Here is a 21,667-nt window from a genome sequence, read left to right on the forward strand (position 1 = left end):
TTATCATCAAAGATTACTATATCTTTAATAACTGTTTATTGATTCGTTTTATTTTAAAAACGTCATAAACAACTTATTAAGATTCATCATTTTTGTTTAACCAGTTATAACCTATACATTAATGGATAGCTAAAACACGTGTTCTCCACGCCATAAGTCGTCAAACGTTTCGCGTTGACGAATCAACTTATGCTGTTGTTGATCAATCAGCATCACTTCTGCTGGGCGAGGATGGCTGTTGTAATTTGAAGCCATGCTAAACCCATAAGCACCTGCGCTACATATCACGACTAAATCATCTTGTTTGACAGATAGCTCACGTTGATAAGCAAGTACATCACTTGATTCACAAATCGGCCCAACAACGTTGTATATAAAGGTTTTATCTTCCGCTTGTTGCTCTTTTTCGGGTAATATACGCATCCAAGCTTCATAAAGCGCTGGACGAATTAAATCATTCATCCCTGCATCGACTATTGCAAAATGGTTATCATCTTGATGTTTAGTGTATTCCACTTTCGTAATGAGTAAACCTGCGTTAGCCACTATTGAACGCCCCGGTTCAAATATTACTTCGAGATCTGGATAATGCGCTAATTTTTTCAATAATTCAGTCACCAGTAGCGATGCCGTTGGTGGTTGCTCATCATCATAACAAACGCCTAACCCGCCACCTAGATCAATATGTTGTATCTGAATATTTTCTGATTTTAATTTATCGACTAATAAAAGTATACGTTCAGCGGCATCCAAAAACGGCGATAACTCGGTGAGTTGCGAGCCGATATGACAATCAATACCAACAATGTTAATATTGGATAATGCTTTTGCTTGACGGTACACCTCAATCGCTAATTGGTAACTAATACCAAATTTGTTTTCTCGTAAACCGGTTGAAATATACGGATGCGTTTTTGCATCAACATCGGGATTAATTCTTAAAGATATAGTAGCGACTTTACCAAGACGTTTTGCAATATCATTGATTCGATATAATTCTGCTTCTGATTCAACATTGAAGCATTTTATACCTACTTGTAAGGCTCGTTCAATTTCGACAATGGATTTCGCCACGCCCGAAAAGACAACTTTTTTGGGATCTGCACCCGCTTTGAGTACTCGTTCTAGCTCACCTTGTGAAACAATATCAAACCCTGAGCCTAACTTAACTAACAACTGTAATACCGCTAAGTTACTATTCGCTTTGACCGCATAACAAATTAAGTGTTTACGATGAGTAAGTGCATGCTTGTAAGCTAAAAACTGCTGAGTGATATAGTCAGCAGAATAGACATATAAAGGGGTACCATATTGTTTGGCTAAATCATCAATAGCAATTTGATCAGCCAATAAATGACCATTTTGATAATGCAAAAAATTCATTGTTTCTTTCCTAACTTAAGCAACTTTATTTATTATTTGTTCTTGATTCAAACTATTCATAGTTGTTTGGTCTGTTTGATTATTGGATGCTTCTGTAGGATGATATAAAGGCCCTTTTAGACCGCACCCCACAATTGATAGAATGAGCAAAAACATCGAAAGTAATTTTATTAATGATTTCATATAATATTCACAATATTCTAGATTTTTATGATAACGACTATATTACACGATAGCCCTAATCGTGCAAAGCGCTAATAATAGGTTTGCCAAAGAACAAGGCAAAATCTAAAGTCAGGGAATTTGATAATAATTATGCTATAATTAAACTTTTTAATACGACAGGAAACAAGATGGAATCAACAAATCACTGCCCTACCTGTGGATCAGAATATACTTATCCCGACGGTAATTTAATTGTCTGCTCAATGTGTGCTCATGAGTGGGATCCTAATCAAGCAACGACTGAATCATCTCAACGTGAAGTGAAAGACAGCAACGGTAATTTATTAGCGGATGGCGATGATGTATTATTGATTAAAGACCTTAAATTAAAAGGTTCATCGACTGTGCTTAAAAAAGGGGCAAAAGCGAAAGGGATTCGTTTAGTCGACGGTGATCATGAAATTGATTGTAAAATCGATGGCATGAAAATTATGCTCAAAGCCTGTTTTGTCAAAAAAGCTTAATGCATTGAATGCTTCATCTTTTTCAATAAGATGAAGCGTTGATTTACAATCAAATCATGTTTGATTTTATATTGACTTAAATATAGGAAATCCTGCCTGTTCGCCAATTGCCTTTAATCTGTTTTGAGCTGTGATAATATTTTCTTTCCATTTGTCATCTTTTGCCCACATCTCAATGACTAACGGTGCTGAATAGTTCATCATTTTAAGTGTTTTAAGTATGGAAAGAAAATCAACCTCACCTTCACCAATGACAAGATCTCTAAATTGTCCTGAATAATTCTTTTTCACTTTTAAGGTGTCTTTCAGATGAATTTGGACGATATGATCACGACTTAACAATAATTCAGTACATGTATCGTAGTTCCAACCCGTGATATTTCCAACATCAGGATAAGCCATGAAGTAAGGGGAATTCACTTCCCGTTTTAAAATTTCAAATTTACTGAGTGAATTTAGGTAATTAGTATCCATAATTTCAACTGCCAACATTATTCCAACTTTTTCCGCTTGTTTAGCTGACCATCGTATACCTTCAATAAAACGTTGGTGAGTCTTGTTATTGGCTGGTTCATAATAGACATCATACCCTGCTAACTGAATCACTCGTATTCCAAGCTTATAAGCCAAACGAAGCGCTTTATTCATGATGTCTTTAGCTTGGTTGCGGACTGTTTCATCTGCTGAGCCAAACGGATATTTACGATGTGCACTTAAACACATTGAATGTAGTGGTATTTGATTTTGCTCACATAATCGTTTTAGTGCATAGATTTCGTCATCAGACCAATCGAGCCTTGCTCGACGCTCATCTGATTCATCTATTGATATCTCAATAAAATTAAATCCTAATGATTTTGCTTCCTGCAATTTTTGTTGCCATGAAAGTTCATTAGGCAATGCCTTTTCATAAATACCAATATGATTGGTCTGTAAAGTGGGATCGATTGCAAATGTTGACATAGTTAAAACCTGTTCATATCTTTATTATTTTCAAAAATGCAGTCGCCGTAACAACTGCAATCTATCACTTACCAATATTTTGCTATTTGCTCTCTTAATGCTTGAGCCGTTTTTTTACCATCTTCATTGGCAAGAGCTCGACCAGCAATGAAGGCTTTGGTTTTAATGCCAGCAAACAAGTGGATATCTTCCGGTACAATTCCCCCTGTGATTGAAAGCTCTAGTCCTAAATCTGAAAGCTGACGCATTTTAACCAAATCCTCTTCGCCCCAACCTACCCCAGCTAATTCTGCATCTCGAGAACGGTGATAAATTGCCTGTTTAATACCCAATTTACGCCAAGCTTTCGCATCTTCTAATGTCCAATGCCCATACAATTCAATTTGGATTTCGCCTTTAAACTCATCGGCGACTTTCTTACATGCTTCAACCGTGGCTATGTGCGCAGCTGCCGATACGGTTAACCAATTAGCGCCAGCAGAAAAAGCCATTTTTGCTAATATTGCTCCGCCATCGGTGGTTTTTAAATCACAGACTAAAATATGATCGGGATAAAGTTGTCTTAATGTTTTTACACTTTCCATGCCTGCCCCAAACGCAAGAATAGTGCCGACTTCAATAATGTCGACAAATCCTGACACATTTTTAGCAACATCTAATGCCGGTTTTAATTCAGTTTGATCTAAGGCGATTTGTAATTTAGGTGCTGTCATTTTTATTTCCTTGTTCATTTTATTTTTGACCGTAATAAGCGTTTGCGCCATGTTTGCGAAAATAGTGCTTATCAGATAAAGTTTGTTGTATTTTAATGGTTTGATTGAGCTGACGAGTTGCAATTGCCATCATAGCGACTTCTTCCAGTACCACAGCATTATGTACGGCGTCGATAGCATTTTTTCCCCAACAAAATGGGGCATGTCCAGAAATCACAGCGCCAGGCATGGCTTTTGGATCGACGCCTCGACGCTTGAACTCCTCAATAATGACAAGTCCTGTATTTTTTTCATAATCGGTCGCAATTTCACTATCGGTTAGCCGACGAGTACAGGGTATATCACCATAAAAGTAATCGGCATGCGTTGTGCCTAAGGCTGGGATGTCTAACTCTGCTTGAGCCCAAATGGTGGCATAGCGCGAATGGGTATGGACAATGCCACCAATATTTTCAAATGCTTTATAGAGTTCAAGATGAGTGGCTGTATCACTGGACGGATTGAGTTTACCTTCTACAATTTCCCCTGTTAATGAAAGCACAACAATGTCATCTACAGTCATCGCACCGTACTCAACACCTGAAGGCTTTATGGCAATAACGCCTTTTGTGCGATCAATTTCTGATACGTTGCCCCAAGTAAAAGTAACCAGATTATATTTAGGTAACAGTAAATTAGCGTGTAAAACCCTTTCTTTTAAAGCTTGATACATAAACTAACCTCCATTTAAAGCCCGATCAATGACTGCATAGACATCTTCTTTACTGTGACAACGTCTTAATTTATCGAGATCAACACCTGTTGCGCTATTTTCATCATCTAAAATTTGTGTCACTTCCATTAACCCTTCCATATGTTGATCAGACGTACTTCCGGCTAAGGTGACAAGCACATCAACCGGTTCATCTTCTCCGTCAAAATAAACAGGTTTTTTTAAGGTTACTAAGGCAAAAGCGGTACGATTGACACCATCTTCAGGTCTAGCATGCGGCATAGCCAGATTAGGCGCAATGATAATGTAAGGTCCCATGGATTTTACACAACGGATAATGGCATCGTGATAAGATGGTTCAATGGCTTTTGATGCTACTAACATATCGGTTCCAAGCTTGACCGCATCTTCCCAATTTGCCGCTTCTGCGCTGAGTAATATTGAGTTATTTTCAATTAAAGATTCTTTGAAAGCCATATTGCGCTCCTTTTTCATATTCTATCTATTTATTCGTATTAACTTGGTTAATTAGTTCGATAAGCTCATCGCCAAACGTATGTGGATTAAGCATATTTTGTACACCGAGTGCATGTTGACCTTCATTCACTTCAATTTCATGTATCAGATGCTTCGATGCTACGATGATATCAACATTCGGTAATCGGGATTTGTAGTCGGTAACAGCACAAGAATCCATAATGTTAGGGATCCCTTTCTTATCCAGAAAATTCGCAATTTTCATTTTCATCATCATTGATGACCCTTGACCACTACCGCATACCGCCAGAATACGAATTGGTTGGCCTTCACTTATTGCAACTTCATCCATTTTTTCAACTACTGCTTCATTTACATCCTGATGTATATCATTTTCGATAGGTTGATTTTTTTGTTGTGCTTCTTCAGCGCGTAGTGTTTTAGCGGCAAAGAACATATACACCAATGCTAACGCAATGATTAAATAGATAAACAAATGAGAAAATGATAACCCTTGTAAGATTGGTGGGAATAGAATTGACCAATCCGCCATCCCCATCCATGAGTCAATAGGCGTGCCGTTTTGCGCAAAAATATTGATCACCCAAGCAGAGCCCAGAACTTCGATTATCCCCATTGCAAAACAGATTTTCATAACTGCTTTCCAACCACCAAAATGGTTGGCAAATACGCCAATTGTCGCATTTGAGAAAAACATTGGAATAAATCCCGGAATAATCATTATTGGGGATTTAAAGATAAGCAATAATGCGATCGCTAAGAATTGCCCTAATGCGCCCCAAATAAAACCAAAAACCATGGCATTAGGCGAAAATGCATAAATGGCTGCACAATCAATAGCAAGCACAGCATTGGGAATTAATTTTTCAGAAATACCTTTAAATGCTTCGGATAATTCAGCAACAAACATTCGTACACCGCCCACAATAACTTGTATTGCAACGGCAAATTTAAGCCCTGTTTCGAAAATATAGATTGTCCAATGGGTTGAACCAGCCATTGTTTGAAGATTATCTAAACCAAATGAAAGAAGAATGATGCCAAAGAAGAATGTCATGACAATGGTTGTGGCAGCGATACTATCATGGAAAATATGTAACCATTTAGGTAATTTAAGATTATCAACCGAATCATTTTTATCACCCAGTTTTGGCGCTAATTTTACCGCTATCCATGAACCGAGTTGCTGTTGATGACCAATGGAAAAACCAGCCCCACCTGTTACCGCTTGGGTTGGTTTAAACATCATATTTGAGAATATCCCCCAATAGAGTGCAGTAATAATGGCGGAATAGATAATGGTTTCCCACATGCCATAACCAAATAAAAAGTAAAATAGTGCAATAAGACCGACTTGCTGAAACATAATATGACCTGTCAGCATGATCGTTCTGATACCGGTTAAACGGCGAAACAGTACAAGTGCAATGTTGATAGCAAGTGCCAATAATACTGCATAGCCAACCCAAGAATATTGATCGCCCATACCCTTTTCGACGGCCACCATCGAGGCATACGTATCAATAATCGATCCTTTAATACCATGATATTCTGATAGTTTTGCAATGACGGGTTTAAAAGTTGAAACTAACACTCCTGAACCGACTTGTAATAACATAAAACCAACAATGGTTTTAATGGTGCCTTTTAAAACGGTTGTTATGTCTTTACGTAAAAGGCAATAACCTAACATTGTCACTAAGCCAAGCAACAAAGGCGCTTTTGTCATAACTTGGCTATAAAAAATATAAAATATGTTGTAGATTACTTCCATATGTTCCTCTCATTGGTTTATCGACATCTTTAAATATCTAACGCTTTACTGTGGAGAACTAACTTCGTTTTTAAATTTTTCTATAATATTTATTGTTATATGAATAGATAAAATTTCTGATTACACTTCGTTATTCATGATTAAATAACACTTGTTATATTCTACAATCACAATTAACCATTCAATGATTATTTATGATTATTTTGATAAAGATCACTTTTCTAAATCTATCACACCCACATCTGTGATTATCATCACATTTTTAGGAAAAAACAGCGGTAAAAATTAGAAATATAATTATTATTATCAACATATTGAATCAACAATGAGTTAAATATTGGTTATAAATATTTGACAATATTATGAATGAAAATTATTATCATTTTTGATCAAAATTAATCACTTTAATTCAACAAAGAGGTAATAATGAACGAAATATCACGACATAATGAAATAGTGGCAATGGTTAACGACAAAGGGATGTTAAGAGTGACTGAGTTAGTTTCATATTTTTCTATCTCACCGGCTACAGCTCGTCGTGATATCACTAAGCTCGATCAGGAAGGAAGAGTAAAAAAAGTACGTAACGGTATTATGCGCATCGAAGAGAAAAAGCCAATATGGGCACCAATCGGCAATAATAATACCGATCATTATCATGAAAAGGCTCGCATCGCTATTCGTGCAGCTAAGTTATGTGGTGCTGATGAAAATATTGTCATTAACTGCGGTTCAACGGCGTTTTTATTGGGTCGAGAACTCTGTGGTAAAAATGTTTCAATCATTACTAACTATTTTCCGTTAGCGTGTTACTTGATTGAACATGATCATGAAAATGTCATCATTATGGGAGGATTATATAACAAAACACAAAATATTATTCTTAACCCCATTGCGAACATTACTGATTCTTATGCTGGCAAATGGATGTTTACCAGTGGCAAGACGTTAACACCCAATGGACTTTATAAGAATGAAATATTAGGTGCAGTGGCTGAACAACAGATACTTGAAAAAATTGAAAAATTAGTTGTTGTTGTGGATAGTTCAAAAATTGAAACCAAAGCCAATTCTGGCATGCTTTTTTGTCCTGTGAATAAAATCGATATTTTAATTACCGGTAAACAAGCAAACAAGGAAGTCATTGAAAGCATTAAGGAGCAAGGTGTAGATGTTATTTTAGTTTAATTATTAAAATGTAAAAGGAACAAAGTATGAGTAAAGTGAACGAAATTACCCGAGAATCGTGGATATTAAATACCTTTCCTGAATGGGGTACTTGGCTAAATGAAGAGATTGAAGCAACAGAGGTTAAACCCAATACGTTTACCATGTGGTGGCTTGCTTGTACTGGCATTTGGTTAAAATCTGCCGGTAATACCAATATCTCCGTCGATTTTTGGTGTGGGACCGGTAAAAAAACACACGCTAATCCCTTGATGAACAAACAACATCAAATGATGCGTATGGGGGGAGTACGCGAATTACAACCTAATTTAAGAACCAGTCCATTTGTATTAGATCCTTTTGCTATTAAAGAGATTGATGCGGTAATGGCAACCCACGATCATGCCGATCATATTGATGTCAATGTGGCGGCTGCGGTCATTCAAAACTGTTCACCAAAAGTGAAATTTATTGGCCCTAAAGCTTGTGTCGAATTATGGAAAAGTTGGGGTGTACCTGAAGATCGTTGCATTGTTGCCAAAGTAGGCGAAACCATTAAAGTCGGCGATATTACCATTCGAGTGCTAGATTCTTTTGACAGAACATCGTTAGTGACACTACCAAAAGGGGTATCCTCAACTGATAAAGCGATATTAGATGGCATGGATGACAGAGCCGTTAACTATCTGTTTGAAACTTCGGGCGGTTCACTCTATCACTCGGGAGATTCTCATTACTCTAACTATTATGCCAAACATGGTAATGACTATAAAATCGATGTTGCGTTACTTTCTTATGGTGAAAATCCGCGTGGGGTCACCGATAAAATGACCTCTTCAGATATTTTGCGTGCTGCGGAATCACTAAAAACCCAAGTTGTGATTCCTTTTCATCATGATATTTGGGCAAATTTCCAAAGTGATCCTCGTGAAATTGAAGTGCTTTGGCAAATGAAGAAAGATCGTTTGGAATATCAATTTACGCCTTTCTTCTGGCAAGTTGGCGGTAAATATACTTATCCAACAGATAAAAACAAAATGCACTATCAGCATTATCGTGGGTTCAGAGACATCTTTACCGATGAGCCTGAATTACCTTATCGATCTTTCTTGTGATTTGTTTCGAAATTAAGATTAATAATTTTTTGTGGGCAGTGAATAAAATTCAATGTCCACTTTTTATATTCTCTGCCATGAATAAATGTGGAATCAATTCACTGAAATTATCTATCTGTTTTTATGAATAAACTAATAAGAAAATGAAAATACTAGGCATTAATATATTTTTGTCTATCCGGAAGCCAACAGTCAATCAGCTCTTTGACACTTTCGGGGTGTTGTTGTTGTAAAAAATAAGAGGCTTTTTGAACTTGACTTATCAAATGTTGATCACGGATTAAATCCACAACTTTGAAGTTAGCTATCCCCATTTGACGCGTACCCAAAATCTCCCCACTACCACGTATTTCTAAATCTTTTTGCGCAATCACAAAACCATCATTACTGTCACGCATGACTTTCATTCTTGCTTGTGCAACTTTGCTTAATGGTGCTTGATACATTAATACACAATGAGATACCGCCGTTCCTCGACCTACACGACCACGTAATTGATGCAATTGCGCCAGACCTAATCTTTCCGCATTTTCAATAATCATCAAGCTTGCATTTGGCACATCGACACCCACTTCAATAACCGTTGTGGCGACGAGCAATTGGATAACACCTTGTTTAAAATTCTGCATTACCGATTGTTTTTCGTCCGACTTCATTTTGCCATGAACCAGTCCAATCGTTAAATGAGGCATTTTTTCTTTGAGCTCTTCAACCAGTATTTCAGCGGCTTGGGCATCTAATGTTTCCGACTCTTCGACTAATGTACAAACCCAATAGACTTGACGATTTTCCAGGCAAGCTTGATTAACGCGTTCAATAATTTCATCACGCCGAGAATTTGGAATCACAACAGTTGTGACAGGTGTGCGCCCCGGGGGTAACTCATCAATGATAGAGACATCTAAGTCAGCATATACCGTCATGGCTAATGTTCGTGGAATCGGAGTAGCTGTCATAATTAGCTGATGAGGATAGTCGTTATCTTTGATTCCCTTTTCCCACAAACTCAGTCTTTGATTCACACCAAAGCGATGCTGTTCATCGATAATCACCAGTCCTAACGAAGCAAATTCGACTTTATCAACAAATACGGCATGTGTGCCAATTAACAATCTAATATCCCCATTTTTTACTTGTTCATAACGCAATCTTTTATTTTTAGCAGTCAAACGCCCTGATAACCAATCAACGGTAATACCCAACGGATCAAACCATTGTTTAAAGTTATTATAGTGTTGCTCAGCTAATATCTCGGTCGGTGCCATTAAGACAACCTGCGCACCATTTTCAATCGCATTTAATGCCGCTAAAGCCGCGACTAACGTTTTTCCAGATCCCACATCCCCTTGAATTAATCGCATCATTGGGACTGGTTTTGCCATATCGTGATAGATATCGTGTACAACACGTTGTTGTGCGTTAGTGGGTTTAAAGGGTAACGAGGCTAAAAAAGGCTCAATAAATTGTTGCGTTGGGCGATAAATACGGGCTTGCTGTTTTTGGTTATCGACTTTTAGCATTAACATACTCAGATGATAAGCAAGTAGCTCTTCAAAAATAAAACGTTTGATAGCAGGATGTTCCCCTGCAGATAATTGAGTGATATCGGTACCAATAGGAGGGTTATGAATAATATTTAATGATTCCAATACCGGTAAAAAATGATTTGCTATTGACTTAGGCAGAATTTCTTTGGGTGGATTACGTTTTAACAGTAATAACGCAGAAGCAATTAATTTACGAATGACATTTTGAGTTAATCCATAGGTGGTTGGATAGACTGGGGTATATTTTTCTTGATCATCCAATAATTTTTTAGATTTGTCTGCTGGATTAGCAATAATTTTATATTGAGGATGAATAATTTCAGCGCCTAATTTTCCTTTTTTTATCTCACCATAAGCACTAACCCAATTGCCAAGTGCTAAACTTGCTTTTATGCCTGCATTGAAATGCATGAATCTTAATATTGCTATGCCCGAATCATCTTGAATATGACAAATTAACATTTGTCGACGTCTAAGCACCACTTCACACTTGATGATTCGACCTTCTATGGTAGTGTGCTCACCAATAGCAACCTCACTTATAGGACAAGATGAGGTGCGATCTTCGTAACGTAACGGAAAGTGTAATAAAAGATCTTGAACAGTATAGATACCTAATGCATTGAATTTTTTTTCAAGGTTAGAGCCAATTCCGCTCAATTTTATTATCGGAACCTGACTTAAAAATCGATTTGCCATCATCGCTTATTAATATTACGTGAGACACTTACAACATCTTGCTGCAATGAAATTTTACGCATTAACTCATTGAGCTGCTGACGATTTTTAACTTCAACTTGCAAAATGACTGTATAAATTTGTCGATCTTTCTGTTCGGTATTAAGCCATTGCAAATGCGCTTTTTCATCATTAATAATTGAAAGAATATGCCCAAGAGCTCCTTGGTTGTTGGAGATATCAACCCATATTTCAGCAACAAATTGTTGAGTGATATCAGTCGCCCATTTTAAAGAGATGTATTTTTCAGGATTATTTTGGTATCCCGTGACATTTCGACATGATTCATGATGGACAATTAATCCTTTTTCAGGACTCACTTGACCGACAATCGGATCATCGGGAATTGGGTGACAACATTTCGAAAATGTGACTAAAACCCCTTCACTACCAGTAATGACTAAGGTTTTATTTGTATCGTTGTTATTTTGAAACAATTCTTTGTGTTCTAACCCTTTAACAATAAAATGGCTCATTATATTACCAAGACCAATCTCGGCTAAGACATCATCAAAAGATTGTAACTGCGTTATCTCAACAATTTTCGCAATTTGTTTAGCTTTAAGTGAATTGATGCCACCTGTTTTTAATAATGACAGATTCAATAGTCTTCTACCTAATTCAATTGCATCATCACGTTTTAACATTTTTAACGCTTGTCTAATACGTGATCTGGCTTTAGCACTCACAACAAAATTAAGCCAGTTTGCATTCGGACGACCTTCAGGCGAAGTGATAATTTCAACGGTTTGACCATTACTTAATGGCTGTGAAAGTGGATAAGGTTTTCGGTCAACAATTGCGCCGATACATTGATAGCCAATATCAGAATGGACAGCGTAAGCAAGATCTACGGCGGTTGAACCTTCCGGTAACTGTACTATTCTTCCTTTAGGGGTAAAAACATAAATTTCTTTCGGAAACAGGTCAGATTTCACATTTTCAATAAATTCAAAAGAGTTACCCACACTTTGTTGCAACTCTAATAGACTTTGCATCCAACGCTGTGCTTTGATTTGCGCCGTTGTATTATTCAGCTCATCATTGGCATTATAAACCCAATGTGCGGCAACACCCATTTCAGCCATTTGATCCATATCTTCAGTACGTATTTGCACTTCAACTGGCGTACCATGTGGTCCAATTAATGAAGAATGCAATGACTGATAACCGTTAGCTTTAGGAATTGCAATATAGTCTTTGAAGCGATTAAGGCGAGGTTTATACAGATTGTGAACAAGACCAAGTGCACGATAACAGGCATCAACATCTTTCACAACGATCCGAAAAATATAAATATCCATGATAGAATGAAAATGCTGTTCACGCATTTGCATTTTTTGATAAATCACGTAGATATTTTTTTCTAATCCTTCAACTTCCGCCTCGATATTTGCTTCAGCTAAACGACCACGTATTTCCGATAAAATCTGTTGAATTAATTCTTTACGTGTACCTCGAGCTGCTTTTATCACATTTTCAATTACTTTGGCTCGATTAGGATGCATCGCCGTGAATCCTAAAATTTCGAGTTCAGTTTTAATATGGTGAATACCTAAACGGTGAGCTAATGGAGCATAAATTTCAAGCGTTTCTTTTGCAATACGACGGCGTTTGTCTGGTCTTAATGCCGCAAGTGTTCGCATATTATGCGTACGATCAGCCAGTTTAATTAAAATCACTCGCACATCTTCGGTCATGGCGAGCACCATTTTCCGAAAATTTTCAGCTTGAGCCTCTTGTCGATTACGAAATTTTAATTTATCAAGTTTGGATACACCTTCAACTAACACTGCAACATGTTTACCAAAATGATTTGTGATATCTTGGAAAGTAACTGGTGTATCTTCAATCGTATCATGTAATAGTGCAGCAATGATAGTTTCATAATCAAGCCGCATATCGGCTAAAATTGATGCCACAGCAACAGGATGCGTGACATAAGGTTCACCACTAGATCGAAATTGCCCTTCATGTGCTTTCTGAGCAAAAAGATAAGCATCTTTAATAAGTTCAACTTGTTTGGGTGGAAGATAAGATGCTACAACCTCTTTTAAGCTATCAAAATATTGCATAGGCAATTCCTATAGCGCTTATTCGTATGATGGCGTATTTTCGAGAAGGATCGATTCATGCAGTGTAGAACGCACTTCTGCTTCTTCTTCCTGACGAGCTTGAAAATCAGCTGTATCAAGAATTTGTTTATTAACAAGACCATCTTCAATTTCACGTAAAGCAACAACGGTTTCTTTATCGTTTTCTTCTGGAATTAATGGTGATTTGTTTTCAACTTGCAATTGACGTGCGCGTCTTGCTGCAACTAAAACTAGATCAAAGCGATTACCAATTTTTTCTACAGCATCTTGAACAGTTACTCGAGCCATTTTTACCTCTAATGTATTTACTAGTTTATGTAATTTGGAAGATCCGTTATTTTACTTAATTTTGTGGGGAATTGTCTATATTAATATCATACTATTGTTAAGATAGTTAAAATTAACCATTCCCAGTCTAAAAAACATCACATTATCGTTTAACTTAATCCAAAATATCGAGCCAAGCATTAGAAGCAATTATTGGTTTATTTAACAAATAACGACGTAAAGCATCTAACGCTATTGCTGAAAAAGTTTGTAACTCTTCATGCCGTGAAAGTTTTCGACCAATATATTTTAAATTAACTTGGATAGTTTGCTTTGCTGTGGTAATGATTAACGTAAATTGACTGTTCTTTTCTTTGAAATTAACCATACCTAATACAATATCAGCTCTATATTGGGTCATAATATGCCAAAGATAATCTTTGGGATCTTCAAATAATAATGGAATCACTTCTGATTTTGCGATGGGTGCATCGGTTTCAAATAATTGATAACTAATTATCCCTGCTGATTGTTGTTCGACCACTGCGATAGTTAAATCTTTTTCATGTAACAGCCCTGAAACAACTTTGGCTAAACCGAGTTCACTGTCTTTGCTAATCATGCCTTCGTAAAGCAAATTGTCATCAACAATAGATTTAGTTTTTCGCCATAAACTATCCAACGTGTCTTTTTTGTGTTGAGGACCACTCAATTTTAATTCAATAATAGGCATCGCAGCACGATAACCAATCACGATATCTTTTGGAATATCTAATTTAGATGTTAGCTCGGTGGCTAAATCACTTTCAGTGCGCCCGATAATAGTTAATCGATAGCAGAGCGTTTTTTCTAATTTTGGAAAGGATAATTTAATTTCTGGTAATACAAGAGTTTTGATCATCTCTTTAAATTCAGCAGGCACACCAGGCGTAAAAAACACAATACAGCCGTTGATGTGCATTTTAAATCCGCAGGCTGTTCCTATTGAATTATCAATTAATACAGAACTTTGCGGCAATAAAGCTTGTTTAAGGTTGCTTGACGGCATCACGTTACCGCAACTGGCAAAATAACGTTCAATTTGTGTTAACCACTGCTGATTGAGTACCAGTGCTTCATGATTGGCTAAAGCTGCCGCTTGTGTTGTTAAATCGTCACTGGTTGGCCCAAGCCCCCCATTAACAATAATGATATCATTGATCAGACTACGTTCTTGTAATGTTTGGGTAAGCTGGTTAAGATTATCACCAACTGTGTGGCGAGTCGTGATTAAAATACCTTCTTGAAAAAATAGTTCAGAAAGCCAAGCTGCATTCGTATCGGTTATTTGACCATATAAAATTTCATCGCCGGTACTTATCATTTCGATCTTAACGTGATTATTGTTCCTACTCATCATGGTTCTGCACCTTTTGACATCATTAATTGAACAAAAAAGGGGGCGTTAATTAATCCGTATCCTCGTCTTCATTTTTATTGTCCATATGTTCCCTACTTTGAACTAACTTAACAGCAAAATAGAGATCGTAAGTAAATTCAATGTAATCATGATCAGGGGTAATATTCATTTGTTTAAACCAATTTTTAAGGGTTTTGCGTCTACCTGATAAGATTAAAACCACATTACGTACTTTTAATGCATTAACTAATTCGTTAATACCCGATAATACACTGACATCTTTATAAGTAAAGCAAGGAATCGCATCGACGATAACATAATTAACAGGTTGCTCTGATTCGTCAATATAACTAATGATTCTTCGTTTAAAATAAGCAATATTAAAATACGTTAAAGGTGAATTGAATCGATAAATTATCGTATTACTAACAGGTTTAACATCTTTGCCTAATGAATGAATTCGTCCGTCATCATCAACCCCTAATAACTGATCTTTAGGTCGAAAAACGCGACGTAGAAACAAAAAGATGCCTAATAATACCGCTAAAGCCATACCCGGTATAATACCGATAAGTAATACCGCAATAAATGTTGCTAAGCTTAAATAAAATGCGTCACGGTCATATTTAAAAAAACGCAAAATTGTTTGTACATTAATTAGCGAGATCGAGGAATATATCAAAATCACGCCAAGGACACTTGTTGGAATAAATTGTAACGGTGACAACAAAAAGAGTACCACAAATCCTATTAATGCCGCAGCGATTATCGATACAAGCTGAGTTTTTCCACCATTCGCATCGTTCACCGCCGTTCGTGACGAAGTCCCACTTACAACAAATCCTTGTGATAGACCTGCTGCAATATTTGCCATGCCTAATGCCTTAAATTCAACATCGGCATTTGTTTCATAATTATTTTTTGTTGCAAAACTTCGTACGGTAATCATCATACTCACAAAACAGATAACAGCAATGTTCAATGAGGGAACAACTAAATCACGCATTAATCCTTTATCAAAATCAATCCAAGCTTCCAATGGTATAAAATCACCAGTTACATTACCAATAATGTGGATATCAAAATGTTCAAAATTAAACAACCATGAAAATAAAGTCATTATCACAACGGCAAAAAGTGGTGCCGGGTAACGTGGTTTATATTTCTTAAAAGCAATGAGAATCAATAATGTTATGAAAGATATAAATGTCGTGCCTAAATGTGATTGATAAAGCTTAACCGGTAAATAAACCACACGTTCAATAAGGTAAGAATAGTCATAATGAAAACCAAATGTTTTCGCTAATTGATCGACAATGATTGTAATAGAAATACCATTTAACAAACCAATTAAAATAGGTTGACTGAGTAAATCTGCTAAGGCGCCAAGATGAAATTTGCCGGCAATGATACACCAAATACCAATCATAATTGTCAGCAGCACCACCAGTTGCCAACGTAACATGGGATCATCTGCAGCTAAAGGAAAAACAACCGCAGCAACCACCGCACACGTTGCGGTATCGGGCCCTACAATCAACTGTTTAGACGATCCAAAAAGGGCATAGACAATAAGCGGTAAAATGGTTGAGTATAGCCCCGCAATGGCACCAACACCTGTTAGCTCAGCATAAGCAATCGATACCGGTAAGGATACCGCGGCTACGGATAATCCGGCTTTTATATCTGCGTTTAAATATTCACGTTTATAATGTAAGAAACTGATTAGTCCTGGCATCCATAATGTGATTTTTTGGAAAAACGTACTACTGACTAACTTTCCCATTTTTCATCCTATTTCCCTGCTATACTCATTTTATCTATTAATATTGAACCACATTGAATATTACTGCGTGTTTCAAGATCATTCCCTATTGCCACAATATTTTTATACATATCTTTTAGGTTATTAGCAACGGTTATTTCATTTATTGGATATTGAATTTCACCATTTTCAACCCAAAAACCTGTCGCACCACGTGAATAGTCGCCCGTTACATTATTCACACCTTGCCCCATAAGCGAAGTAATCACAACCCCTTTATCCAATTTTTTCAACATGGTTTTAAAATCAGCATCATGCTCACTTGGCGATACAAGCCAGTTATGAATTCCTCCCGCATGACCTGTTGATGTTAAACCAAGCTTTCTGGCTGAATAATGACTAAGCAAGTAGGTTTGCAATACACCGTTTTCAATGATATTTCGTTTAATTGTTTTGGTTCCTTCACTATCAAAAGGCGATGAACCAACACCTTTTAAAATATGTGGATCTTCAAAAATAGTTAGCCATGAAGGAAAAATCTGTTTACCCACGCTATCAAGTAAAAATGATGATTTGCGATAGATTGCACCGCCACTAATTGCACCCACTAAGTGCCTTATTAATCCAACTGCAACTTCTGCACTAAACAGTACGGGTACTTGCATGGTAGAAATTTGTTTAGCCCCTAAATGCGCAATTGTTCTTTCTGCTGCTTGCTGCCCAACCCAACTAGGAGATTTGAGTGCCTTAATATCACGCGATGAAGTGTAAGCATAGTTTCGTTCCATTTTTCCCGCCTGTTCAGCAATCGCTGTACAAGACAACGAATGAGAACTTGCACAGTAGCCTTGTAACATACCAAGACTATTACCATATACATACACACCATATTTACTACTAAAATAACCGCCGTCACTACTCATAATGTCAGCATTGGCAAGGGCCGCTAGCTCAGCTTGTTTTGCCTGCTCAATAGCCTTATCCACGTCTAAATCACTGGGATAAAAAAGATCTAAATCAGGAGGATTCAATGCCATCTGATCTAAGTTTCCTAAACCAGAACAAGGATCAGCAGAAGTATATTGCATAATATTAATTGCCATATCGATAGCTTGATTTATTGCATGTGGCGATAAATCATTAGTTGATGCATTTCCTTTGCGTTGTTCTTTATAAACGGTTATAGATAATGCACCATCACTATTAAATTCAACATTTTCAGTTTCCCCTTGTCGAGTACTTACACCAATACCAGTTGCTTGGTTAATTGAAACTTCAACTGAATCAACACGAGGTTTAGCCAGTTCAATAGCTTGAGCAACAATATTTGATAACTTATCTTGTTGTCTTTGGGCATCTTTTTTAATCTGTTCAATACTCATTTTATTATTTTCTACAATTCTGCTAGTGATACGTTATAATAAGCCAGAATTCAATTTTAGTTAACTATTAACAAAAGAAATCCTATGAATAACCCTAAAGATTTAATCATTGACCAAGAATTTGATACTGATATGGATGATGAAATTATTTATGTCAGTAAAAGTGAAATCAAACGAGATGCCGAAATTTTGAAAAAAATGGGCGTCGAATTGGTTAATTTAAGCAAAAATGAACTGACTAAAATCCCCCTTGATGAAGATTTACTTTATGCTATCGAACTTGCTCAAAAAATCAAAAAAGAGGGATATCGAAGACAAATACAATATATTGGCAAATTGCTTCGTAGCCGCAATATCGATCCTATCACGCAAGCTTTAGACAAGCTCAAAAACCGTCATAACCAACAAGTTGCCTTATTTCATAAACTTGAAAAGTTACGTGACGAATTGATTGAAACAGGTGATGCAGAAAACATTATCGAACTCTTTCCTATAGCAGACAGACAACAACTGCGTACGCTTGCCCGTCAGGCTAAAAAAGAACGAGAATCCAATAAACCACCAAAAACAGCCAAACAGATTTTTCAATACTTAAAAGAATTGAGCAACGCCGAATAATCTTTATAATGTTCGCTCATTTCATATCAGAAACAATATTGTAAATTATTAACCAAGATAGAGGATACAAAAATGGGACTTTTAAATGTACCAGCAGGTAAAGAATTACCGGATGATATTTATGTAGTAATTGAAATTCCAGCAAATTCGGATCCAATTAAATATGAAGTAGACAAAGATACAGGTGCAGTTTTTGTTGACCGTTTTATGGCAACAGCAATGTTTTATCCATGTAACTATGGTTATATTAATAACACATTATCGCTTGATGGCGATCCTGTTGACGTTTTAGTTCCAACGCCGTATCCATTACAACCTGGTTCAGTGATTCGTTGCCGTCCTGTTGGTGTATTAAAAATGACTGATGAAGCCGGTCAAGATGCTAAATTAGTTGCCGTACCACATACTAAATTATCTAAAGAGTATGATCACATCAAAGATGTGGATGATTTACCTGAATTACTAAAATCTCAAATTAAACACTTTTTCGAACAATACAAAGCATTAGAAAAAGGAAAATGGGTAAAAGTTGACGGTTGGGAAAATGCCGATGCTGCTCGCAAAGAAATTATTGAATCTTTTGAGAGAGCTAAAAAATAATTAATATTTGCTATCAATTTTCATAATAATGGTTAATTAAAAGCTATAAGTCTTTACTTATAGCTTTTATTTTTAAATAAAGAATAGCAGAAAGTAATTAAATCAATAACAATGCCTTTTTAACAGATGAGATGAAAAATAAGTGAATATCCAATTTAGTGCTATTTAGCTTAGATAATTTGCGCTGGCAATCTTATCTCAATAAGGCAAGTTGCAAGCCTTATATGACATAAATGACATAAATGACATAATTAACCACATTGTGATTCACATCTTTAACAGTAAGTTGTAAACCTATAGTTAAAACGTATGTAAACGTTTGATATAAAGAAACGATAAAACAATGTATTCAAAAGAAACCTAAAAGTAATCGTTAATACTAATTTTTAAATTTACATCTTACATGCCTTAATTTGCTTAAATAATCTTTACTTTCGAAATAAATTTAAATCAAAAACCCTTCAATAATTTGCTATTTATCAAATTTAACCATTATATCTAAAAATTTTATAAAAAACTTCATCCTAAGATGAAAAAATTGTCATTAATATCTTGCTTTCGATTATAAATTATGCGGTAATAGTAACAGACTTATGAAGCAATATTTTTTTATGAAAACGTTTAACAATTAGGGGGTGTTTTTAACGCATCATCTAGTTTGTAAGTTGATTAATTTATATTGCATAAAAGTCTATACGTGCCTTAAAGGCAAAATATTAATTATTGTTAGGATATCTAGTAAATGAATAAGAAAACAGGCCAAGTAAAATGGTTTAACGAGAGTAAAGGTTTTGGATTTATCACACCAACCGATGGGAGCAAAGACGTATTTGTTCACTTTTCAGCAATCTCGGGGGAAGGTTTTAAAACTCTAGCTGAAGGTCAACAAGTCGAATTTGCTATTCAAGATAGCCCTCGCGGACCAGCGGCATCAGAAGTTGTCGTAATCTAATTAATATCGTAGTATATATATTAGTGAAAACGCTCATTTTTAAAAAATGAGCGTTTTTATTTTGTAAAGCTATAAGATTTTAGCGAAAAAAAAGTGACCATTTGGTCACTTTTTAAAAAACTAAAAATTAGTCATTATTTTTTAGATACAACCGCAATTAAATCTAAAACTTTATTTGAATAGCCAACTTCGTTATCGTACCAAGAAACTAATTTAACGAAAGTATCGCTGATTTGGATACCCGCTTTTGCATCAAATACAGAAGTACAAACTTCACCTAAGAAATCAGTTGAAACAACATCATCTTCAGTGTAACCAAGAACGCCTTTCATTGGACCTTCTGAAGCCGCTTTGATCACTTTACAGATATCTTCATATTTAGCAGGTTTTGCTAAACGAGCAGTTAAGTCAACAACAGAAACATCTGGAGTTGGAACACGGAAAGCCATACCAGTTAATTTACCGTTTAATTCAGGAATAACTTTACCTACTGCTTTAGCTGCACCAGTTGATGAAGGGATGATGTTTTGTGCTGCACCACGACCACCACGCCAATCTTTGTGAGATGGACCATCTACCGTTTTTTGAGTAGCTGTAGTTGCATGAACAGTTGTCATTAAGCCTTCAACGATACCAAAGTTATCATTGATTACTTTAGCTAAAGGCGCTAAACAGTTAGTGGTACATGACGCATTAGATACGATATCTTGACCAGCATAATCTTTATCATTAACACCCATAACAAACATAGGCGTGCTATCTTTAGAAGGACCAGTTAAAACAACTTTTTTAGCACCCGCTTGGATGTGTTTACGAGCAGTTGCATCATCTAAGAATAAACCTGTTGCTTCAGCAACAACATCAACACCCACTTCGTTCCATTTTAAGTTTGCAGGATCTCTTTCAGCTGTAACGCGGATTGTTTTACCGTTAACGATTAATTTGCCATCTTTAACTTCAACAGTACCGTCAAAACGACCGTGAGTTGAATCATATTTAAGCATGTACGCCATATACTCAACGTCTAATAAATCATTGATAGCAACGATTTCAATATCAGAGCGTTTTTGTGCAGCACGGAAAACAATACGACCAATACGGCCAAATCCATTAATACCTACTTTGATTGTCATAAAAATTACCTTCTTTATTTGTGTTAAATGATAAAATAACTAACAGTAAACTACCAAATTTTTAAGGTTTATTCAAGCTGATTCAGAATAATTGGCAAGAATAAATTAAAATGAAAATTATCTTAATAATCATAGGATATAGGTTAGTTATATTTT

Annotated in this window: 20 protein-coding genes; 6 read left to right on the forward strand and 14 right to left on the reverse strand. The window is 36.2% G+C overall.

The genetic code is table 11. The annotated features are described in order from the left end of the window. Nucleotides 1–129: 129 nt before the first annotated feature. Together lysA and lptM are read right to left on the reverse strand one after the other, a co-directional pair. Nucleotides 130–1,383 (reverse strand): diaminopimelate decarboxylase, encoded by a 1,254-nt coding sequence (gene lysA, locus J3U36_RS03635; RefSeq protein WP_267378238.1) that lies wholly within the window; start codon nt 1,381–1,383, stop codon nt 130–132. 15 nt (nt 1,384–1,398) lie between these two features. Beyond that, the gene (lptM, locus tag J3U36_RS03640; protein WP_220216806.1) at nt 1,399–1,566 is read right to left on the reverse strand and encodes an LPS translocon maturation chaperone LptM; all 168 of its coding nucleotides are present in this window, start codon (nt 1,564–1,566) and stop codon (nt 1,399–1,401) included. A 170-nt stretch (nt 1,567–1,736) separates the two neighbouring features. Here lptM and J3U36_RS03645 point away from each other — a divergent pair, with 170 nt between their 5' ends. Further along, the gene (locus tag J3U36_RS03645) at nt 1,737–2,072 is read left to right on the forward strand and encodes a zinc ribbon domain-containing protein YjdM (RefSeq protein WP_220216805.1); all 336 of its coding nucleotides are present in this window, start codon (nt 1,737–1,739) and stop codon (nt 2,070–2,072) included. Between the two features lie 66 nt (nt 2,073–2,138). Here the strand turns inward: J3U36_RS03645 and J3U36_RS03650 are convergent, their stop codons facing one another. From J3U36_RS03650 to J3U36_RS03670, 5 genes are all read right to left on the reverse strand, one after another. Beyond that, nucleotides 2,139–3,035, reverse strand: coding sequence for an L-ribulose-5-phosphate 3-epimerase (locus J3U36_RS03650; protein ID WP_267378235.1), 897 nt, complete (start codon nt 3,033–3,035; stop codon nt 2,139–2,141). Nucleotides 3,036–3,103: 68 nt separating this feature from the next. After that, nucleotides 3,104–3,748: a 3-keto-L-gulonate-6-phosphate decarboxylase UlaD gene (locus J3U36_RS03655; RefSeq protein WP_267378232.1), complete on the reverse strand. Its 645-nt coding sequence runs from the start codon at nt 3,746–3,748 to the stop codon at nt 3,104–3,106. A gap of 19 nt (nt 3,749–3,767) precedes the next feature. Beyond that, nucleotides 3,768–4,460 carry an L-ribulose-5-phosphate 4-epimerase gene (locus J3U36_RS03660; protein WP_267378229.1) on the reverse strand — a complete coding sequence of 231 codons (693 nt, stop codon included), beginning with the start codon at nt 4,458–4,460 and terminating at the stop codon, nt 3,768–3,770. Nucleotides 4,461–4,463: 3 nt separating this feature from the next. After that, the gene (locus J3U36_RS03665; protein ID WP_267351391.1) at nt 4,464–4,937 is read right to left on the reverse strand and encodes a PTS sugar transporter subunit IIA; all 474 of its coding nucleotides are present in this window, start codon (nt 4,935–4,937) and stop codon (nt 4,464–4,466) included. A 25-nt stretch (nt 4,938–4,962) separates the two neighbouring features. Beyond that, nucleotides 4,963–6,732: a PTS ascorbate-specific subunit IIBC gene (locus J3U36_RS03670; RefSeq protein ID WP_267378225.1), complete on the reverse strand. Its 1,770-nt coding sequence runs from the start codon at nt 6,730–6,732 to the stop codon at nt 4,963–4,965. Nucleotides 6,733–7,158: 426 nt separating this feature from the next. Between J3U36_RS03670 and ulaR the strand changes: the two genes are divergently transcribed. Then, nucleotides 7,159–7,920 (forward strand): HTH-type transcriptional regulator UlaR, encoded by a 762-nt coding sequence (gene ulaR, locus J3U36_RS03675; RefSeq protein ID WP_267378223.1) that lies wholly within the window; start codon nt 7,159–7,161, stop codon nt 7,918–7,920. A 26-nt stretch (nt 7,921–7,946) separates the two neighbouring features. Next, nucleotides 7,947–9,014: an L-ascorbate 6-phosphate lactonase gene (gene ulaG / locus J3U36_RS03680; RefSeq protein WP_267351386.1), complete on the forward strand. Its 1,068-nt coding sequence runs from the start codon at nt 7,947–7,949 to the stop codon at nt 9,012–9,014. A 152-nt stretch (nt 9,015–9,166) separates the two neighbouring features. Here the strand turns inward: ulaG and recG are convergent, their stop codons facing one another. The 6 genes from recG to pmbA all read right to left on the reverse strand — a co-directional run bounded on the left by recG (nt 9,167) and on the right by pmbA (nt 18,208). Then, nucleotides 9,167–11,260 carry an ATP-dependent DNA helicase RecG gene (recG, locus tag J3U36_RS03685; protein WP_267378220.1) on the reverse strand — a complete coding sequence of 698 codons (2,094 nt, stop codon included), beginning with the start codon at nt 11,258–11,260 and terminating at the stop codon, nt 9,167–9,169. Beyond that, the gene (spoT, locus tag J3U36_RS03690; protein ID WP_267351382.1) at nt 11,260–13,374 is read right to left on the reverse strand and encodes a bifunctional GTP diphosphokinase/guanosine-3',5'-bis pyrophosphate 3'-pyrophosphohydrolase; all 2,115 of its coding nucleotides are present in this window, start codon (nt 13,372–13,374) and stop codon (nt 11,260–11,262) included. Before spoT ends, recG begins: the two co-directional genes overlap by 1 nt. An 18-nt stretch (nt 13,375–13,392) precedes the next feature. Further along, the gene (gene rpoZ / locus J3U36_RS03695; protein ID WP_220216796.1) at nt 13,393–13,683 is read right to left on the reverse strand and encodes a DNA-directed RNA polymerase subunit omega; all 291 of its coding nucleotides are present in this window, start codon (nt 13,681–13,683) and stop codon (nt 13,393–13,395) included. A gap of 154 nt (nt 13,684–13,837) precedes the next feature. Next, entirely contained in the window at nt 13,838–15,061 is a 1,224-nt protein-coding gene (locus J3U36_RS03700; RefSeq protein ID WP_267378218.1) for a CinA family nicotinamide mononucleotide deamidase-related protein, read from the reverse strand. A gap of 49 nt (nt 15,062–15,110) precedes the next feature. Next, nucleotides 15,111–16,847: a SulP family inorganic anion transporter gene (locus J3U36_RS03705; RefSeq protein ID WP_267378215.1), complete on the reverse strand. Its 1,737-nt coding sequence runs from the start codon at nt 16,845–16,847 to the stop codon at nt 15,111–15,113. An 8-nt stretch (nt 16,848–16,855) separates the two neighbouring features. Continuing rightward, complete coding sequence (pmbA, locus tag J3U36_RS03710) at nt 16,856–18,208, reverse strand: metalloprotease PmbA (protein ID WP_267361243.1); 1,353 nt, start codon at nt 18,206–18,208, stop codon at nt 16,856–16,858. Between the two features lie 84 nt (nt 18,209–18,292). On the opposite strand from pmbA, the gene yjgA reads away from it, so the two are divergent. From yjgA to J3U36_RS03725, 3 genes are all read left to right on the forward strand, one after another. After that, nucleotides 18,293–18,826: a ribosome biogenesis factor YjgA gene (yjgA, locus tag J3U36_RS03715; RefSeq protein ID WP_267361241.1), complete on the forward strand. Its 534-nt coding sequence runs from the start codon at nt 18,293–18,295 to the stop codon at nt 18,824–18,826. Between the two features lie 72 nt (nt 18,827–18,898). Further along, entirely contained in the window at nt 18,899–19,426 is a 528-nt protein-coding gene (ppa, locus tag J3U36_RS03720; RefSeq protein ID WP_065559243.1) for an inorganic diphosphatase, read from the forward strand. A gap of 742 nt (nt 19,427–20,168) precedes the next feature. Then, nucleotides 20,169–20,378 (forward strand): cold shock domain-containing protein, encoded by a 210-nt coding sequence (locus J3U36_RS03725; protein ID WP_065559242.1) that lies wholly within the window; start codon nt 20,169–20,171, stop codon nt 20,376–20,378. A gap of 134 nt (nt 20,379–20,512) precedes the next feature. On the opposite strand, the gene gapA is transcribed toward J3U36_RS03725, so the two are convergent. After that, a complete protein-coding gene (gene gapA / locus J3U36_RS03730; protein ID WP_065559241.1) occupies nt 20,513–21,511 on the reverse strand; it encodes a glyceraldehyde-3-phosphate dehydrogenase in 999 nt (332 codons plus the stop codon). Between the last annotated feature and the right edge of the window lie 156 nt (nt 21,512–21,667).

This window comes from Gilliamella sp. B3817, from assembly GCF_026536705.1.
Lineage (GTDB): Bacteria > Pseudomonadota > Gammaproteobacteria > Enterobacterales > Orbaceae > Gilliamella > Gilliamella apicola_I.

Bases quoted from the DNA above. Each gene is read 5' to 3' on its own strand.
- pmbA (WP_267361243.1), bottom strand. From the start codon at position 18,208: ATGAGTATTGAACAGATTAAAAAAGATGCCCAAAGACAACAAGATAAG.
- rpoZ (WP_220216796.1), bottom strand. From the start codon at position 13,683: ATGGCTCGAGTAACTGTTCAAGATGCTGTAGAAAAAATTGGTAATCGC.
- recG (WP_267378220.1), bottom strand. From the start codon at position 11,260: ATGGCAAATCGATTTTTAAGTCAGGTTCCGATAATAAAATTGAGCGGA.
- J3U36_RS03705 (WP_267378215.1), bottom strand. From the start codon at position 16,847: ATGGGAAAGTTAGTCAGTAGTACGTTTTTCCAAAAAATCACATTATGG.
- ppa (WP_065559243.1), top strand. From the start codon at position 18,899: ATGGGACTTTTAAATGTACCAGCAGGTAAAGAATTACCGGATGATATT.
- J3U36_RS03650 (WP_267378235.1), bottom strand. From the start codon at position 3,035: ATGTCAACATTTGCAATCGATCCCACTTTACAGACCAATCATATTGGT.
- J3U36_RS03725 (WP_065559242.1), top strand. From the start codon at position 20,169: ATGAATAAGAAAACAGGCCAAGTAAAATGGTTTAACGAGAGTAAAGGT.
- J3U36_RS03660 (WP_267378229.1), bottom strand. From the start codon at position 4,460: ATGTATCAAGCTTTAAAAGAAAGGGTTTTACACGCTAATTTACTGTTA.
- J3U36_RS03665 (WP_267351391.1), bottom strand. From the start codon at position 4,937: ATGGCTTTCAAAGAATCTTTAATTGAAAATAACTCAATATTACTCAGC.
- J3U36_RS03700 (WP_267378218.1), bottom strand. From the start codon at position 15,061: ATGATGAGTAGGAACAATAATCACGTTAAGATCGAAATGATAAGTACC.
- spoT (WP_267351382.1), bottom strand. From the start codon at position 13,374: ATGCAATATTTTGATAGCTTAAAAGAGGTTGTAGCATCTTATCTTCCA.
- J3U36_RS03655 (WP_267378232.1), bottom strand. From the start codon at position 3,748: ATGACAGCACCTAAATTACAAATCGCCTTAGATCAAACTGAATTAAAA.
- ulaG (WP_267351386.1), top strand. From the start codon at position 7,947: ATGAGTAAAGTGAACGAAATTACCCGAGAATCGTGGATATTAAATACC.
- lptM (WP_220216806.1), bottom strand. From the start codon at position 1,566: ATGAAATCATTAATAAAATTACTTTCGATGTTTTTGCTCATTCTATCA.
- lysA (WP_267378238.1), bottom strand. From the start codon at position 1,383: ATGAATTTTTTGCATTATCAAAATGGTCATTTATTGGCTGATCAAATT.
- yjgA (WP_267361241.1), top strand. From the start codon at position 18,293: ATGAATAACCCTAAAGATTTAATCATTGACCAAGAATTTGATACTGAT.
- gapA (WP_065559241.1), bottom strand. From the start codon at position 21,511: ATGACAATCAAAGTAGGTATTAATGGATTTGGCCGTATTGGTCGTATT.
- ulaR (WP_267378223.1), top strand. From the start codon at position 7,159: ATGAACGAAATATCACGACATAATGAAATAGTGGCAATGGTTAACGAC.
- J3U36_RS03670 (WP_267378225.1), bottom strand. From the start codon at position 6,732: ATGGAAGTAATCTACAACATATTTTATATTTTTTATAGCCAAGTTATG.
- J3U36_RS03645 (WP_220216805.1), top strand. From the start codon at position 1,737: ATGGAATCAACAAATCACTGCCCTACCTGTGGATCAGAATATACTTAT.